15 protein-coding genes are annotated in these 16391 nt (G+C 47.1%); 6 read left to right on the top strand and 9 right to left on the bottom strand.

Annotation, left to right across the window (positions count from 1 at the left end; genetic code table 11):
- Both QUB68_RS04705 and QUB68_RS04700 read right to left on the bottom strand, forming a co-directional pair.
- Positions 1 to 2055 carry an ATP-binding protein gene (locus QUB68_RS04705; RefSeq protein WP_332989840.1) on the bottom strand — a complete coding sequence of 685 codons (2055 nt, stop codon included), beginning with the start codon at positions 2053 to 2055 and terminating at the stop codon, positions 1 to 3.
- A gap of 208 nt (positions 2056 to 2263) precedes the next feature.
- Complete coding sequence (locus QUB68_RS04700; RefSeq protein ID WP_332989838.1) at positions 2264 to 3430, bottom strand: RNA-guided endonuclease InsQ/TnpB family protein; 1167 nt, start codon at positions 3428 to 3430, stop codon at positions 2264 to 2266.
- A gap of 102 nt (positions 3431 to 3532) precedes the next feature.
- On the opposite strand from QUB68_RS04700, the gene QUB68_RS04695 reads away from it, so the two are divergent.
- The 5 genes from QUB68_RS04695 (at position 3533) to hemG (ending at position 8762) form a co-directional block, all read left to right on the top strand.
- Entirely contained in the window at positions 3533 to 3724 is a 192-nt protein-coding gene (locus QUB68_RS04695) for a hypothetical protein (protein WP_332989836.1), read from the top strand.
- 148 nt (positions 3725 to 3872) lie between these two features.
- Positions 3873 to 4532, top strand: coding sequence for a class I SAM-dependent methyltransferase (locus QUB68_RS04690; protein WP_332989834.1), 660 nt, complete (start codon positions 3873 to 3875; stop codon positions 4530 to 4532).
- A 95-nt stretch (positions 4533 to 4627) separates the two neighbouring features.
- The gene (locus tag QUB68_RS04685; protein ID WP_332989832.1) at positions 4628 to 6124 is read left to right on the top strand and encodes a cryptochrome/photolyase family protein; all 1497 of its coding nucleotides are present in this window, start codon (positions 4628 to 4630) and stop codon (positions 6122 to 6124) included.
- A gap of 654 nt (positions 6125 to 6778) precedes the next feature.
- The gene (locus tag QUB68_RS04680) at positions 6779 to 7036 is read left to right on the top strand and encodes a DUF2811 domain-containing protein (RefSeq protein WP_332990161.1); all 258 of its coding nucleotides are present in this window, start codon (positions 6779 to 6781) and stop codon (positions 7034 to 7036) included.
- 256 nt (positions 7037 to 7292) lie between these two features.
- A complete protein-coding gene (gene hemG, locus QUB68_RS04675) occupies positions 7293 to 8762 on the top strand; it encodes a protoporphyrinogen oxidase (RefSeq protein ID WP_332989831.1) in 1470 nt (489 codons plus the stop codon).
- Positions 8763 to 8905: 143 nt separating this feature from the next.
- On the opposite strand, the gene QUB68_RS04670 is transcribed toward hemG, so the two are convergent.
- From QUB68_RS04670 to QUB68_RS04650, 5 genes are all read right to left on the bottom strand, one after another.
- Positions 8906 to 9598, bottom strand: coding sequence for a response regulator transcription factor (locus QUB68_RS04670; protein WP_332989830.1), 693 nt, complete (start codon positions 9596 to 9598; stop codon positions 8906 to 8908).
- Positions 9599 to 9704: 106 nt separating this feature from the next.
- On the bottom strand, positions 9705 to 11909 hold the full coding sequence (locus QUB68_RS04665) for a hypothetical protein (RefSeq protein ID WP_332989829.1): 2205 nt from the start codon (positions 11907 to 11909) through the stop codon (positions 9705 to 9707).
- A 423-nt stretch (positions 11910 to 12332) separates the two neighbouring features.
- A complete protein-coding gene (gene psb34, locus QUB68_RS04660) occupies positions 12333 to 12500 on the bottom strand; it encodes a photosystem II assembly protein Psb34 (RefSeq protein ID WP_332989827.1) in 168 nt (55 codons plus the stop codon).
- A 79-nt stretch (positions 12501 to 12579) separates the two neighbouring features.
- Positions 12580 to 13611: a thiazole synthase gene (locus QUB68_RS04655; RefSeq protein WP_332989825.1), complete on the bottom strand. Its 1032-nt coding sequence runs from the start codon at positions 13609 to 13611 to the stop codon at positions 12580 to 12582.
- Positions 13595 to 14104, bottom strand: coding sequence for a hypothetical protein (locus QUB68_RS04650; RefSeq protein ID WP_332989823.1), 510 nt, complete (start codon positions 14102 to 14104; stop codon positions 13595 to 13597). Before QUB68_RS04650 ends, QUB68_RS04655 begins: the two co-directional genes overlap by 17 nt.
- Positions 14105 to 14149: 45 nt before the next feature.
- Between QUB68_RS04650 and QUB68_RS04645 the strand changes: the two genes are divergently transcribed.
- Positions 14150 to 14851, top strand: coding sequence for a Crp/Fnr family transcriptional regulator (locus tag QUB68_RS04645; RefSeq protein WP_332989821.1), 702 nt, complete (start codon positions 14150 to 14152; stop codon positions 14849 to 14851).
- Between the two features lie 257 nt (positions 14852 to 15108).
- Here QUB68_RS04645 and QUB68_RS04640 read toward each other — a convergent pair whose 3' ends face one another.
- Positions 15109 to 15438: a cupin domain-containing protein gene (locus QUB68_RS04640; RefSeq protein WP_332989819.1), complete on the bottom strand. Its 330-nt coding sequence runs from the start codon at positions 15436 to 15438 to the stop codon at positions 15109 to 15111.
- Between the two features lie 14 nt (positions 15439 to 15452).
- Positions 15453 to 16232, bottom strand: coding sequence for an SAM-dependent methyltransferase (locus QUB68_RS04635; RefSeq protein WP_332989817.1), 780 nt, complete (start codon positions 16230 to 16232; stop codon positions 15453 to 15455).
- Positions 16233 to 16391: the final 159 nt, after the last annotated feature.

Below are 16391 nucleotides of genomic sequence, written 5' to 3'. Positions count from 1 at the left end.
TCACTCAAAACTTTTGAAATTTCCCTTTTCCGTCACCAAGTCCTGGCTGTGAAAATAAAAACTGGACTGCTGATTGACAGGTAAAGAAATCATTACCGAAGTACCTAGATTCACACCAGCGCTGTGCAGGGTAATGCTTCCGATCATAGATTCCATAATCCTGCGCGAGATAGCCAAGCCCAAACCGTTACCGCCAAACCTGCGAGTTGTAGAACCGTCAGCCATCACAAAAGGTTGAAACAATTTCTGCTGATGAGCCGGATCGATACCAATTCCCGTATCTTTAATCGTCACCACCACCCAATCGCTTTGAGCGTTCTGAGCGATCGCACTTTCCGGCCCACTGCCGTTAAAACCAGCAGAATTAGTCCTTGATTCTAGCCGCACGGATATACTAATGCTGCCCGACTCGGTAAACTTAACGGCATTGCTCAACACGTTCAAAAATACTTGTTTTAGCTTCTCTGGATCGGCATGAACAATAATCGGATCGTGAGGAGCTGGCAAGCTTAATTTCAAACCTTTTTCCTGAATTTGAGATGCTTGCAAATCAATCGCGTCTTCAAGTACCTGGGTAATATCAACTATTTCTAACATCAGCGAGAAGGTGCCGGATTCTATTTTAGCAATATCCAAAATATCATTAATAATATTCAGCAATTGCATTGCTGAGTCGTGAGCCCGCTGCAAGAACTCCATCTCTTCATCTCGGTCATCGCAGTAGCCGTCCCGCACAATTTGAATAAAACCAATAATCCCGTTGAGCGGCGTTCTCAATTCGTGAGAAATATTGCCCAAAAATTCATTTTTTAACTGATTTGCAACTTGCGCTTCCTTGGTTGCCAATTCCAATTCTGTCGCCCAGGATCTGAGGCGTTGCACCATGCTATTGAGTGCTTCTGATAGTTGATTGAATTCCCTGATTTGGAAATTTTGCGGCACTGCTTGGGGCGCTTCTGTGTCAACTTTCAGCGCGTAGTCTCTCAGTTTTTCCAAAGGACGCGCCAAGTCGCGAGACAGATATAAAGTCGCGATGATACTAGCAGCAACCAAACCGACAATTAAATTAAATAAAACTTGCTGAATTTCTTCCAAACCGGACAGAGCGTTATCTAAACGAGAGACAGCTAAAATAATCCACTTGCTGTTTTCCTGTTTAGTAGAAGGACTGGGGATAGCAGCGTATCCTGCGAGCAACTCTACACCATTTTTGTCAAAGGAAAACAAGTGGAGAAAAGCTTGTCCGCCAGCCATCGCCCTTCTGACAATACTTTTTAGTCGATCGGCATCTGCCTCGGCGTCGATATTGCGGCCGACGCGGTTGATATTCGGGTGCGCCAAAATCGTCCCATCTTGGTCGATCGCCACCGTGTAGCCGGCTAGAGAACCCTTGGGAGCGCTCGTTTGCACCGGCAGGGCAGACTGCAAACTCAAAGCATAACTCAACTGTCGGCTGTTGCCGCGACGAATGTAAACAGGAGCGCTCAACACCAAACTCACTTGGCTGTCGTGGCCTTCTTTACCAGCCTCTGGAAAATTCTCAGCACCCAAAGCCAGCTTTTTGTTGTTTGCTTTCCCCTGTCGCTGCATCGGCCACGACAGACTGATGTAAACGCTCTTGTCATCCAGCAGCGTTTGCTGCTGCTGCACTCGCGGCCAAAAATTGGGAGGCAGCGACTGAATCGGCTGCTGCCCGCAAGTGCTGGCTATCACTTGATTTGTCTGTAAATTAGTCAATTGCAAGCAATCAACCTGCGCTGGCAACCGCTGCCCTAATTGCGCGATAAACTTTTGATAATCCTTCGGCTCTACAGACTGCAACATCGAGTTTTCCGAAGCACCGATCAGATTCGACTTCAGGGATTTGGCCCACTGTTCAATAGTTTCTGCTTTTCTGACGGCACTTTCTGTCAAGTTTTGACGAGCAGTTTCCAGAAGCGTCGAGCGTGCCTTGCGATAGGTAACATACTCCCCCACCAGTAGAACAGGTACGCTGAGCAACAAAATCCGCGACAGTAAAATACGGCGAAAGGAGGATTGACCTAACTTAACCATAGGAAATATCTAAATTAAGGTGCAACACCCAACAGCGACCATAGTGTAATAAACCAAGCGAAAGCGGGAACCTGTCTGGGGCGCTCTGCTGACGGGACAACACAGCTTCTGAACCACAGTTAAACACAATTATAGAAGCCAGTTTGACAAACCTCTGCCGTTCATGCGAGAGGATTCTTGCTTCACAGGGATTCCGACGAATTTACCCTCAGCAAGCATCACAGGCGGTATGCCCTACGGCTGCAAGTCCTCTAATTAGAACTACTTGAGCGGCTGCAACATCTCTATCGGTTGTGTTACCGCAATTTGAGCAAGTATGAGTACGTTCATCAAGCTCTTTTTTGCCTGTTTCGACACCGCAATTTGGACAAATCTGACTGGTTTTCTTAGCATCCACTTTTTGGAAGTACACCCCGCGCTTCAAACAGGTTTGTTCCAAAATAGTGAAAAATTGACCCCATCCAGCGTCTAAGCAGTGCTTACCCAGCATCCCTCTGGATAGTCCAACTAAATTTAAGTCCTCAACGAATACCATCCCCACATCGTTGCAAATTAGATGAGAGATTTTGCGATGCCAATCTTTTCGACAATTAGCAACGTATTCATGCAAAAGAGCCACTTTCTTCTGAGCTTGGCGCCAATTATTTGAGCCAAGGCGCTTTTTACTCACACGTTTTTGCAGCAATTTAAGCTTGCGTTCTGCGTCAATAAAAAACCTTTGGCGCTTGACTTGAAGACTATTAGAAGTTGCTATGAAATTAGTTAGTCCGACATCGATTCCTAGGGGATTTCCGTGTGGCATTACGTCGGGAATTTTTACGTCCCATTGAACGGTCAGCATTACATACCAGCCGGATGCGCGATTTACTACCCGTGCCTGCTTAATAATTCCGCCATCGGGAATGGATCGGGATTGCCAAAATCTTACCCAGCCAATTACAGGCAGTTTGACACTACTATTTTGAATTGCGTTTAAGCCCAATTGTGGAAACACAAAAGACCTCATGGTTCCCCTTTTTTTGAACCGGGGAAATCCGTGGTTTTGTTCCCACATACTGACAAAAGCTTTTTCTAACCTTCGCAATACTTGTTGTAAGGCTTGAGCGTTAATGAGCTGCAATACAGGACTGGTTTTCCTGTATGCGGTTAGCGCTTGACACTGACTTGAATAAGTGGGTCTAGGCGTGTCAGCACTGATGATAAATTCTGACCGGAGTGAACAAGCGTCAATCCGACATTTTCGCGAATTATACCAATCTTTACGTTCTCGCAGGGCATAATTATAGACCTTGCGACATTGTTCCAACCAATCCTCAAATATTGCTACTTGTGTTTTTGTCGGTTTCAACTTGAATTCATAAGTCAGATTGAACACTTGCATCACCTCCTTGTTTGATCTTACCAAATTTCTACAAAATGCCAAGAGGATTTCTAGAATCAAGTCGTCCTAGAAGGACGAGGCTCTAACCCCCTAATTTTGGTAGAATCGCAGGGGTGCACGGTTGTCGCTGAAGGTCTGAGGCAAACAGTTCTGTCTCCGGCTAGCGATCGAAAGATAATTCCTGCTCTAGCGGATTTTTTCTTTGCGAATGCCTTCGCGATCGGCCCGATCGAATGGGCGATTAGAGATTTTGCACCCTGTGAAAAATTTCTTTTCACATCCGATTGATTCGGTGACCACAATTCACTGTCAAACAATGAGAGGTTCGAGTCGCCGATCGACTCTCACAACCCGTCAGGTGGCGAACATTGACCCAAACTCTGTACCCACTTTCCCTAAATTTGCGGTCTCGGCAATAGTCTTCATAGCTTAATTGATGAAAAAAAACTTTACCAATTATACGTATTATTACACAAACAACCGTCCCAGATATCATCACGGTTATTTGATATCTCCCCTTTTAGAAATGCTGGCGACACTTCAGGATGCCAGCCCCACAAAACTGCGAGTTTTAGATCTCGGCTGCGGCAATGGCAGCCTCAGTCACGTCATAGCAGAGCACGGCTGCGAAGTTGTGGGCGTTGACACTTCTGCACCCGGAATTACCATCTCCCGTCAAAGTTTCCCCGAGTGTCAGTTTCTCCAAGCAGATATTTACGAACTCCCCGATACGGATATGGTGCACTCATTTGATGTTGTCTTAGCCGTTGAAGTAATCGAACACTTACTTTATCCGAAAGAGCTGGCAAAAGCTGCAAAAAAATGCCTCAAGCCGGGAGGGAGGCTAATTATTTCCACACCCTATCACGGCTATTTAAAAAACCTGGCTTTAGCTCTTACTGGCAAACTGGACAAACATTTTACCGTACTTTGGGATAACGGTCACATTAAATTTTTTTCAGTAGAGACGCTGACCAAATTATTGAAACTCGAAGGATATACCGACATTAATTTTAAATTTGCTGGTCGGTGTCCCTATCTTTGGAAATCAATGTTATGCTCTAGCAAGTCCTCGGAAGCACCTCAAAAAACATGAGTTTTGAGTTGTGAATTTTCAGCAAATAAAGTTTCCTGAAGTGACAACCAACCATCAGCAAAAGCAAAAGTGAAATTTCAGAGTAAAAAAATAAAATGAGTATTGGTATTTGGATCTTAGGCGATCAACTTTGGCAGAACCAAGCTGCTCTCAACCACACAGATAATAAATCTTCCCTACCTATAATTTTAATTGAATCTTGGCAGCACATTCAACAGCGACCCTACCACCAACAAAAATTAGTCTTAATTTGGTCAGCAATGCGGCACTTTGCTGAAGAATTGCGCGGCAGCGGCTGCCAAGTCACTTACACAAGATCGGGCGACTTTGAAACACCTCTCAAAGCTTGGATTCAAGCTCACAATATCACCGAATTGCGGGTGATGATGCCAAACGATCGCCCTTTTTTACAGCTCGTTCAAAACTTGCAACTTCCCTGCAACATAACTTTAATTCCCAACAATCAATTTTTGTGGACAGCAACAGAGTTCAAAGATTGGGCATCAAACCGCAAACGTTTGTTAATGGAAGACTTTTATCGAGTCAGCCGCCAGCGTTTCCAAGTTTTAATGGATGGCAAGAAACCAGTCGGAGGCAAGTGGAATTTTGATAAAGAAAATCGCCAGCCGCCAAAAGGCAAACTGAATACACCGAAAGCTCTCTGGTTTGAACCGGATGCCATAACTCAAGAGGTTATCGCACAAGTTAAAGCTCTATCTTTCCCAACATACGGAAATATTGAGCCTTTTCGCTGGGGGGTGACGCGAGAGCAAGCATTGCAAGTATTAGATAATTTCATCGAACAGTGTCTCCCCACTTTTGGCCCTTATCAAGACGCGATGGTAACGGGGGAGGAAACAATGTGGCATTCCCTAATTTCTCCCTATCTCAATATTGGCTTACTACATCCTTTAGAAGTTATTCAAGCCGCCGAAACAGCCTACCTCGAAAAAAACTTAAATTTAAACGGTGTCGAAGGTTTTATTCGCCAAATTCTGGGCTGGCGAGAATACATTCGCGGTGTGTATTTTTACGTGGATGCTGATTATTTTCAGAAGAATTGGTTCAACCACACTCAGCCGCTGCCGGAGTTTTTTTGGGATGCTAGCAAAACTGATATGAACTGTTTGCGCCAAGTTTTAACTCAGGTTGAAGGCAGCGGTTACGCGCACCACATCCAGCGGTTGATGATTTTGAGCAATTTTGGTCTAATTGCGGGAATCTCGCCCCAGGAGCTAGAAAATTGGTTCCACAGCGCATTTATTGATGCCTATGACTGGGTAATGCAGACTAATGTGCTGGGCATGGGTTTGTTTGCTGACGGCGGTGTGTTGGCGTCGAAACCCTATGCTGCGTCTGCGAATTACATCAATAAAATGAGCGATTATTGTGGTGGGTGCAAGTTCGATCGCCAAGTGCGATCGGGCGACAACGCCTGTCCGTTCAATTTTTTCTATTGGGACTTCCTGGCGCGCCACCGGGACAAGCTTCAGTCGATCGGTCGCATGAGCTTTATCCTAGCCAACCTCGACAAAATGCCGCCCCAAGAATTGGCAACCATCCGCCAAAAAGCCGCCGACTGGCACTCTTAGAAGGAAGTTCGGCAACGGATTGTGTAGCGGATTTAACGGATGTAGCGGATGGATGTTGAGGGCTGAAGGCAGAGGGCTGAAAACACCAATGACTAATGACCAATGACCAATGACCAATGACCAATCACCGATGACCAATGACCAATCACCGATGACCAATCACCGATGACCAATGACCAATGACCGATGACCAATCACCGATGACCAATGACCAATGACCGATGACCGATGAGCAATGACTCCCCTTTGCAATTCTTATTTTTTCTCTAACTTTTCCCTAAACATTCCACAGCGTTTCCACAGGCTAGTCTGAGGTTTTCCACAGAAGGGAGAAAGTTTTCCACAGAAATTAACGGCACGGTCGGCTCTTGCTGCGGAATTGGGGATTTCGTTAATCTGCTGTCCCATCCTTCATAAAAACTCCAAAATATAAAGTTATGTAACAAAAAATGTGCTTAAAGGCTGATTGTTTCGTAAATATTTTTTTGAGTTCAAGGAGTTTGTAATATTTCGCAACATTGACAAACTCACCTCCTGATACGCACAATGATGCGACCGACCTAAAAAAAAGCGCTCTGATTTCGGCTGTGCCTGCACCTGTATCCGGCCGAAGGGGGGTTCTGTTTTCAATTTATTAGCGAGACTAAAAAAATGATGAACCCGACAGTCAGTATTTTTGCCGAAATTCCCGAAACGCTGCACGATTCTCTCAAAACTTACCTGGAAACTCATCCTGAATGGGATCTAGACCGAGTGTTCTCCGCGTCCCTGTCGCTGTTTTTGTTGCAGAATGCCGACAGCGGTACGCCGGAAGCTTCGCGCAGCTACCGCCAAGCTGCAAGAGTTTATCTCGAAACTCTGTTTCAATCTCCTCAAGATGTGCACAGCAATAATGCAACTCCGTTCTCGTGAAGGATATGGGAGAGATGGGGAGACGGGGATACGGGGAGATGAGCAGATATTGAGCTACAAGCTTTGAGAAAAATGCTTGAGAAATACGGGAAAGTTTGCCGATTCCCGATTCCCAATTACCGATTCCCGATTCCCGATTCCCGATTCCCAATTCCCGATTCGGTAATCTGAAAGTGGTTTTGGAATAGGCTCAGCAAAGAACAGAAGCCACGCAAACCCATGTACAATAAAGATTGCGATATTTTTATATGTAACTATGGAAATTTTAGATACCTTGATTGTGGGTGCGGGGATTAGCGGTTTAAGTTTGGCGCACGCACTTCAAAAAGAAGCAACGAGTGCATCGCCTCGGGCAATTTTGGTCGCTGAGAGTCAGGGACGTGTGGGTGGCAATATCACAACTGTGACAGCGGGGGGGTTTCTCTGGGAGGAGGGCCCGAATAGTTTTTCGCCGACGCCGGAGTTGATGAAGTTGGCTGTTGATGTGGGACTTAAGCAGGAGTTGATTTTTGCCGATCGCAAATTGCCGCGTTATGTGTATTGGCAAAATAAGCTGCAACCGGTGCCGATGACTCCTGGGGCGATGATTCAGTCTCAGTTGCTGAGTTTTCCGGGGAAACTGCGGGCTTTGTTCGGGGCTTTGGGGTTTGTTGCGCCGGCAATGGGTTCTCAACTTTCGCAGCAGGGCGATCAGGAAACTGTTTCTCAATTTTTCCGCCGTCATCTCGGTACGGAAGTTATGCAGCGCTTGGTAGAACCTTTTGTTTCTGGGGTGTATGCGGGTGATCCGCAACAACTTAGCGCGGCGGCTGCTTTTGGCCGGGTAACAAAGATGGCTGATTTGGGTGGCGGGCTGGTGGCGGGGGCGCTGCTTTCTGCTAGGAAAAAAAAACCCCAATCCCCCCTTGGTAAGGGGGGGCTCAAGAATGTTGCAGACCCGAATGTGCCGAAGACTAAGCCGGGGGAGTTGGGCTCGTTTAAAGGGGGGTTGAAGGCTCTGCCAGAGGCGATCGCTGCGAATTTGGGCGATCGGCTGAAACTCAACTGGCATCTGACTCGGCTCGATCGCACACAACGCGAAACTTATATTGCTGTCTTTTCGACGCCCGAGGGACAGCAGGAAGTTGAGGCCCGGACTGTGGTTTTGACAACGCCTGCTTACGTTACAGCCGAGTTGTTGCAGCCTCTGGAACCGGAAATTAGCAGCGCTCTGCAAGCTTTTACTTATCCTACAGTTGCCTGCGTTGTCTTAGCATATCCGGTGTCGGATGTCAAGCAAAAATTAGTGGGTTTTGGGAATTTAATTCCGAGGGGGCAGGGAATTCGCACCCTCGGGACGATTTGGACATCGAGTTTATTTGCCGATCGCGCGCCTGCGGGTTGGCAAACTCTCAGCAGTTACATCGGCGGGGCTACTGATTCGGAAATTGGCAATCTCGACACAGAACAAATTGTTGGGGAGGTGCACCGCGATTTGTCTCGGATTTTGCTGAAGCCCTCAGCGGCTCCGCCGAAGGTGTTAGCCGTGAATCTGTGGAAGCGGGCGATCCCTCAGTACAATTTGGGTCATTTCGATCGCCTGCAACAGATCGATCGGGGTTTAAAATCTTTGCCAGGGCTGTATTTGTGCAGCAACTACGTTGGCGGCGTGGCTTTGGGAGATTGCGTCCGCAGGGGTTTTGAGCGGGCGCTAGAAGTGGGCGAGTATTTGCAGCAATCAGATTAGTTGGTCGTGCGGACTTCAGTCCGCTCCACAACGCGGACTGAAGTCCGCACTACGAACTGTTTTTATGACGAGTAATCGATCGAACACGATCGGAATTAGAACTCGGGCGTGCACCCGCCCCTAGAGCTTTGTACGTTATGCTGCTAGGTTGTTGGCTCAAATTTGTAACCCACTCCCCGGACGGTTTGAATCATGGAAACTTGATTGGTATCTGGTTCAATTTTGCGGCGAATTTGACCGATATGGACATCCACCACGCGATCGGCTCCTACATACTCGTAGTCCCACACTTCATGCAGCAATTCCGATCGCCTCCACACGCGACCGGGTTTGCTGGCCAAACAGTAGAGCAGGTCAAATTCTAAAGCAGTCAAAGCAACTATTTGACTGCTGATAATCACCTCGCGGCGGACGGGATCTATTAGTAGCTGTCCAAAGGTAAGACTTTGTTGCTCAGTGGGAGTAACTATGCGTTTGCGCTTCAAGATGGCTGCAACGCGAGCTCCAATTTCTACAAGACTGAATGGTTTAGTAATGTAGTCGTCAGCGCCTTCGGCAAACCCTTTCATTTTGTCAGCTTCATCGGTTCGGCTGGTCAGCATCAACACAAACACGCCCGTGCGTCTTTGCATTTCTTGACAAAGTTTGTAGCCAGTCGTATCGGGTAAATTTACATCTAGAACTACTAAGTCAGGATTGAGTTGCTCAAATAATTCTAGACCAGTCTGACCGTCCTCGCCCGACTCAACTTGATAACCTTGCTGGCTCAAAAAACGATGAATTAAATTTCGGATTGCCGGGTCGTCATCAACCACAAGGATTTTTACAGGGGCCATGACCACAACTTTACTTGAAGAATTAGGCAAGAATATTCAGCCATAATAAGAGAAAACTGGATACAAATCTCGAAAAAATTGAGCTTTTATATAGTTATAGCCATATTTATAACCTACGCAAGATTTCAGGCAATAAATCTCCGGGAACTTTGGATAAGGCTAAATTTTGGCCTTGCAGCCCACATTCACTATAGAAAGCTCTAATCGTTTTGACAATATAGCTCAATGCTGTTTGCCGGGAATCAGCAGCTTGGGAGTTTGCTGGGGCTTGCAGGTTGAGTTTATCTCCATATGTTAACCCTTTGTGATTGAGATGTTGTCCGACACCGGCGCACACTTGCAACTGGTGGTGCAGTGCTGCTTCAAGATGGCTAGTCTGTGCGGCTTTGTTGGCGGCGAAATTTGGGTCTGTGGCTAGTTGATAGTGGGCTAGTCCGAGATTGTTGCGGGCGGCAAGAGTGTCAAAGGTGAGTTGAGTTCGATCGAGCTCGCTCGCAATATCCAAGGCGGCTTCGTAGGCGGTAATTGCTTGCTGTAATGATTCCGTCCGCGCTTGTTTTTGCTGAAACTGGTTCGCCAAATGCCAATAAGCGGTACCCAGATTGTTGTAAGTGGCTGCTGCGGCTGCGGGTACTAATTCTCGGGTGCGGTATTTCAACGCTTCGCGGTAGGCCCCAATCGCCTTGACTAATAGGAGTTCTGAGGGTTCGTGCTGGGCGAGGTTCCAGCAGGCTGTACCGAGATTGTTTTGGACTCCGGCATAGTTGAGGGGTTCTCGTTCGGGACTATAGCACCAGAGGGCTTCGGTATAAGCTGCGATCGCGCTTTTGAGATAGGCGATCGGCTCACCATCTTGGGCTAAATTCCAGTATGCTGTCGCCAAATTATTCTGAGCCGCAGCGTACTGCTGGGGCTCCGTCTCCGGATCGAGATCCAGCAGCGCTTGTTGGTAAGCTGCAACTGCTTGCTGCAAGTTCTCTGTCTTGTCTCGATAGCGGGCTAAATCAGCCGAAGCGATGCCCAAATTTTTGTTTAATCTAACGCGGGTTTGGGGTGCGCTCTCGGCATCTGTGCGGTTCAAACCTTCAAGATAGAGGGCGATGCTGCGTTCGAGGCAGGATTGCGGATCTGAGGCATTGGAGCCGTTGGTGCGATCGCGCGACAGCATCCAGTAGAAAGTGCCGAGATCGTTGAGCAGATCGTCCATGGGCGGTAGGCTGTGGGACTCCTGGGCGCCGTCAGTTAAATTTTGTGTCAATTGGGCAATCAGCCGCGCGCATTCGTCAGTTGGTGGTTGGTTGGACTGTAAGCTGGCGTCGAGTTCGAGGTACGCAATCACTTGCTCGATCGCGCCAATGGCGATTGTCAGGTTTTGTGGGGAAGCGTCGCCGCCCAGAATCCGATCGCGGTAGCAATTTCCCAAACTGTGATAAGCCAAAGCCAATGCTTCGGAACAGCATTGATGTTCTTGTAGCAGTTCAATGTATTGCAGGGTTTGCAGCGGCAGAAAATTGTCCTCCGATGCCGGATTATTTTCTGCTTCCAACTCCTCAGAAGCGGCTGCTAGCACCAAATCTGCCAGTTCGACGGATTTAGAATCTGTTGTGGCGGACGGGGAATCGGGAATTGGGACTTGTTCGTCGGGAAATGGGGATTGTCCAGACTCTGACAATCTTAAAAGTTTGGCACCCGAGTCTCCGTTGTCCCGCAAGTTTCCCAAGTTTTCAGAGTGCCCTCCGTCCTCGGAGTGCCCTCCGTCTTCCTTCGCTGGAGTCGGTTCGCCTTCAAACTCAAATACTCCGGTGCGCCATTGCCAAAATTCTGGGGCCGATTGCTCGATCGAACTTAGCCAAGGGCGCGACACCCACAGCAACAGAGTAGACTCGCACATTTGCAGGTTTGCTTCGATGTCCCTCAAATAGCTTAGGAACGACCACTGCACGGCTGCTGAATGCCTGGTCAGGTGTTCTGCCCCGAGAATTTGAAATCCTGGCAAACGGGTGTAGCCACCCCTGTTTTGATGGGGTGGGTGTTGTGTCAGCCATGCGGCGATCGAGTCCCAAGGATTTGGATCGCTCAAGTCGAGTTCCAAACTGACAAATCGGGGATAGTCGATCGGGGAGCGAGGAAAGGAGTCAGGGCTGTCTGCTGCTAATTCTGCCTGCAAGCGGGCTGCCAGACAGTCCCGCAAGTACAAGTCGTCGCAGGCGGCGATAAAAATTTGACGGCGTAAGTTGAGGTCGATCGCCTGTTTCAAGCGTTGATAGATCTGCTTGTTCGAGCTAGAAACTTTTTGGGAAGGAATAGACATCACGGTCTGGCGATTTTAGATTTTAGATTTTGGATTGTAGATTGTAGATTGTAGATTGTAGATTGTAGAGTTGAGAGTTGAAATCGCCGATAGCCGATCGCTCCCAACACCGACCCGTTCGGCAGTCAATCGCACCGTTAACACCACAGGATTGTAGATTTTCAATTAGCAATTTTTAATTTTTGACGCTGCCGTCCGATTAATTGCAACCCAAGTCCCTGAACCCCATCGCCCCAAGCAAACCACCAAATTTCTGCTAGTCATATTTAGTTTTTCAGCTCGCTCGGCACAGTTCAGGATTATCGCAACTACCTGCTTTTCATTGAAACACAAAAACCATGTTTCCACTGGTTGGAAAACATGGTTAGTTGAAGGATTATTTAAAATTTAGATTTGAAGCAGGTTTGAGTGTCAGCTCAGCTTTTAGACTGAAGCGGCCACATACACCAAGCCGGCCACCAACAGGGTTCCTGCAATACCCAGGATGATGTAGTTCCGCTGCTGGTTCTTGTTGGGATATTCAGCACCGTACATCTTCGGCTCTTTGGCAAAGTTGTTCAAGCGTCCATCTTCTTCGGTAGTATAAGGCATTGGCAACAATCCTCAATATTTTTGATTGCCATCACTTTACCAAAAAACGATCTCAAAGCGCCGTTAAAAGTTGGGGAATTTATTTTGAGTTGACAGTGCCTGTTTCGGGGGAAGAGGCGATCGCATAATCTTTGACCGGCATTCTTCCTGCTAAGTACGCTAAACGTCCCGCTTCTGCTGCCATTCCCATTGCTTTTGCCATTGCTGGGGAATTTTTGGCATTGGCGATCGCGGAATTAATCAACAGTGCATCGGCTCCCATTTCCATGGCTCGGGCAGCTTCGCTGGGAGTCCCAATCCCCGCATCCACCACCACAGGAATCTTCACCGTGTCAATGATTATTTGAATGTTGGCAGCATTGTTGATCCCTTGCCCGGAACCGATCGGCGAACCTAAAGGCATCACTGTTACGCAACCGACTTCTTCTAGGCGTTTTGCCAGCAGGGGATCGGCATTGATGTAAGGCAAAACGGCAAAACCTTCTTTGACTAATTGCTCTGCCGCTTCCAAAGTGCCGATCGGATCTGGCAGCAAATACTTAGCATCAGGAATCACTTCTAACTTGACAAAATTATTATCTTCCTGCCCCAAAAGTTTCGCCATTTCCCGGCCCAAACGAGCCACTCTAATCGCCTCATCCGCAGTTTGACAACCAGCAGTATTGGGCAGCATCCAAATTTTAGTCCAATCGAGAGCCTCTGCCAATCCTTCATGTCCGGGAGCATTTGTTTGCACTCGGCGCACAGCTACAGTCACAATTTCGCACCTACTAGCATTGACACTTTGCTGCATTTCGGCAATGCTGCGATATTTTCCCGTCCCCGTCATCAAGCGAGAATGAAAAGTTTTGCCAGCAATTACCAGAGGTTTGTCTAAAGATGGAGTTGCTGTATCTACTGGATAGCCAAAAATGCTATACTCAAGTGCCTCTTTCCATTGTTCTCTGCCTCCGAGCATTGCTTCTAGCTGCCAACCTTCTTCATTTGTCATTTCGTCGCGGGTAACTGCATATAAAATTTGGCCGAGTGTAATCAATTTGGCATCTCGCGGCATATGATTTTTTAAACCAGTTTGTATGGCTTCTTCAAAGTCATTAAAAACGTCTTCCATTTTCCCATTCCTCCCTAGCAATCTCTTGAACTTCTTCGGTGTTGAATACTAATATAATTGCTTGAATCAGTTGAGCTTCGTCCCAATAAAAAGCTTTCCTGATGCCATCGTTTATCTTCCAGAACTCGTAAGTCTCTCGATTTACATGAATAATAACGGCTGCTGCACCTTGATTTTTTGCCCTGCTGATTCCTTCCTGAACTCGGTATCTGATGTTTTTAGTAGATTTTGTCAACTCCTTAAATTCGCAAATCTGACCGTCTATCTCAGCATCTGGCGTTCTCACACCCTCTGCTGCTTGCTCGCTCAGCATTTTAACTCTCTTCCCTATTTTAGCCAAAACTTCAGCAATAAAGATTTCCGAATTATTAAGATTGTGTTGTTGGTGGATGAGGACAAATCCGCCAGCTATCTCATCAAAATAATATCGCTGATATTCGGGTGCTGCATTTTCGTAGATGGCTCTGCTGGTCTCGATATATTCTGAATTCACCGCTATTATACTCTGAATGAACTCCGATCGCCTAAAGTTAAATCTATGAAAGCAACCGTCGAGCAACTGGCCGAAATTGGGATATTTGCCAGCTTAAACCGAACTGAATTAGAGCGATTGCAAGAACACACAGCAATTCGGACTTACCGACAGGGAGAAGTTGTGATGTATGAGGGCGATCGCATCCCCGAAAAATTATACACGGTTTTGAGCGGTTCGCTGCGGGTGGCAAAAACAGCGGCGGCGGGCAAAGAAACAATTCTCCGCACCTTATTTCAGGGAGATATGTTTGCCGCACCTGCTTTGCTGGGTAACGGGATTGCCCCCGCAACGGTGACAGCAGAAACTGATGTCCAAGTTCTTACCACAGAACGGGAATTTTTGCTAGCAGCAATTCGGCAAAATCCTGAGATTGCTTTGCGAATATTGGCGGTTTTTAACCAGCGGTTGCAGCAACTGCACGACACAGTGCACGGTTTGGTGTCGGAAAGGGCGATCGTGCGGCTGGCCCGATTCATTCATTACTTTAGCATCGAGCAAGGCACGAAGATTGTGGATAATAGTGTATGTTTAGAAAAACGTTTTCCCTACTATCAAATTGCTCGCAGTATTGGCATTACCTACGAAGAATGCGTGCGGTTGTTTAAGAAACTGAAGCCGTTTGTATCCTACAGTCGAGGCGGAAAAATTACTGTATTGGATTGGCACAAATTGGAGAATCTCGCCTCTGGAGATGAAATAGATTAAAGCCTTCTCGAAGATAGGACGGTGGTTTAAATCGCGCCTACAACGAAGATAGGACGTACGGTTGAAACCGCGTCTACACAAACGAAGTCTGCCTCCGCAGACTGAAGATTAGATAATTTTATTTTAACCACTCATTCTTCAACCCGCGGAGGCGGGTTTTGTTTGTGTCGCCGCGAATTCCATTCGCCGGGTCTTATTCTCACGAATTCCATTCGCCGGGTCTTATTCTCACGAATTCCATTTGCCGGGTCTTATTTTCACTCCGAAAATGTTAAAACAAACGCCAAATTTTCTTCAGCCTTCAAAGCGTGGGGAGCGCGAGCAGGCATAAAAACAAACACCCCCGGTTCCAAGACAATATCGTTACCTTCCAGAGTCAAAATCCCCTTTCCTTCGACTACATTAACTGTGGCATTACGCGCCGAATTGTGTTCGGCAATTTCTGAACCTGCGGCTAAACAAAGTAAAGTATGCTGACAATTATTGTCTTTGACTAAAATTTTGCTCAGCACTCCGGCTGCGGGATATTCAATTGTATCTCTGAGTTGAATTGCTGAAGATTGTAGTGGTAAAAGAGTAGCAGTCATAAATTTTGACTCCGTTAAGATTGTTTAGTTGCACAGAGGATGATGTAGCCTAAATCCTGTTGGTAATGCTGGAAAACTCGACGCATTGCTAGGATACGATCGCGAATTTGCCCTTTACTTAAAACATTCCACAAAATCCGCACAGTGCCCACAAACCCTTCATCATCCAACATTCGCCGCAAGTTGAGGAGTCCCATCGCCCCGGTTTGGCACTTTTCTACCTGCAAACCGACGTTTTGACAAACAGCAATCCAGCCCGATTCAGACAAAGGCGTGGAATTAGCGCGAGTCACTTCTGATAAAGCTTTGTGAATTTCTGATTCTCGGTTTCGGGCTAAAAGTTCGTGAGACAAAAACTTGCCACCTGGTTTTAGCCGATCGCCAATTCCCGATAAAATTTTAGCTTTCCCCGACGGCGACTGCATCGTCAGAATAGCTTCAGCCAACACCCAATCAAACTGCTGGGAAATCCGATCCAAGTGAAAAATATCTCCTTCGACAATTTCCACTCGATCGCTCAAACCCGCTGCTGCAACGTTAGCACGGGCGCGCGCCACACTGTCGGGATTTTTCTCAACACCCACTACTTTAACGCCAAAACGCTCCGCAAGGGCGATCGAACTATATCCAAAACTAGCAGCCAACTCCAAAACAGTCTGGTTCGGTTGAAAATCCGCCCATTCAAACAACATTTCCGTAGCAACTTTTCCCCCCGGCCTCAGCATTTTCTTGCCAGCCGCCGCTAGGACTTCATGTCCCGGTGCAGTCTTAAAATTGAGAGTAGTATTGGTCATTGATTTGACCTCCTATTTAAGCTTACTCTCAGTTTGCCAAATTCTCCCAAAGCTTTCTATGATCTAGCTCATATTCAAATTCTCGTAGGGTGCGTCAGCCTCCTGATTTTTGAGAATTATCCCAAAGATTTAGAAATGCTGACGCACCCTACAATAGCT

This window comes from Microcoleus sp. A006_D1 (genome assembly GCF_036702805.1).
Lineage (GTDB): Bacteria > Cyanobacteriota > Cyanobacteriia > Cyanobacteriales > Microcoleaceae > Microcoleus.
The sequence above is the reverse complement of the archived record's forward strand: the minus strand, read 5'-3'. Positions and strand labels throughout refer to the sequence as shown.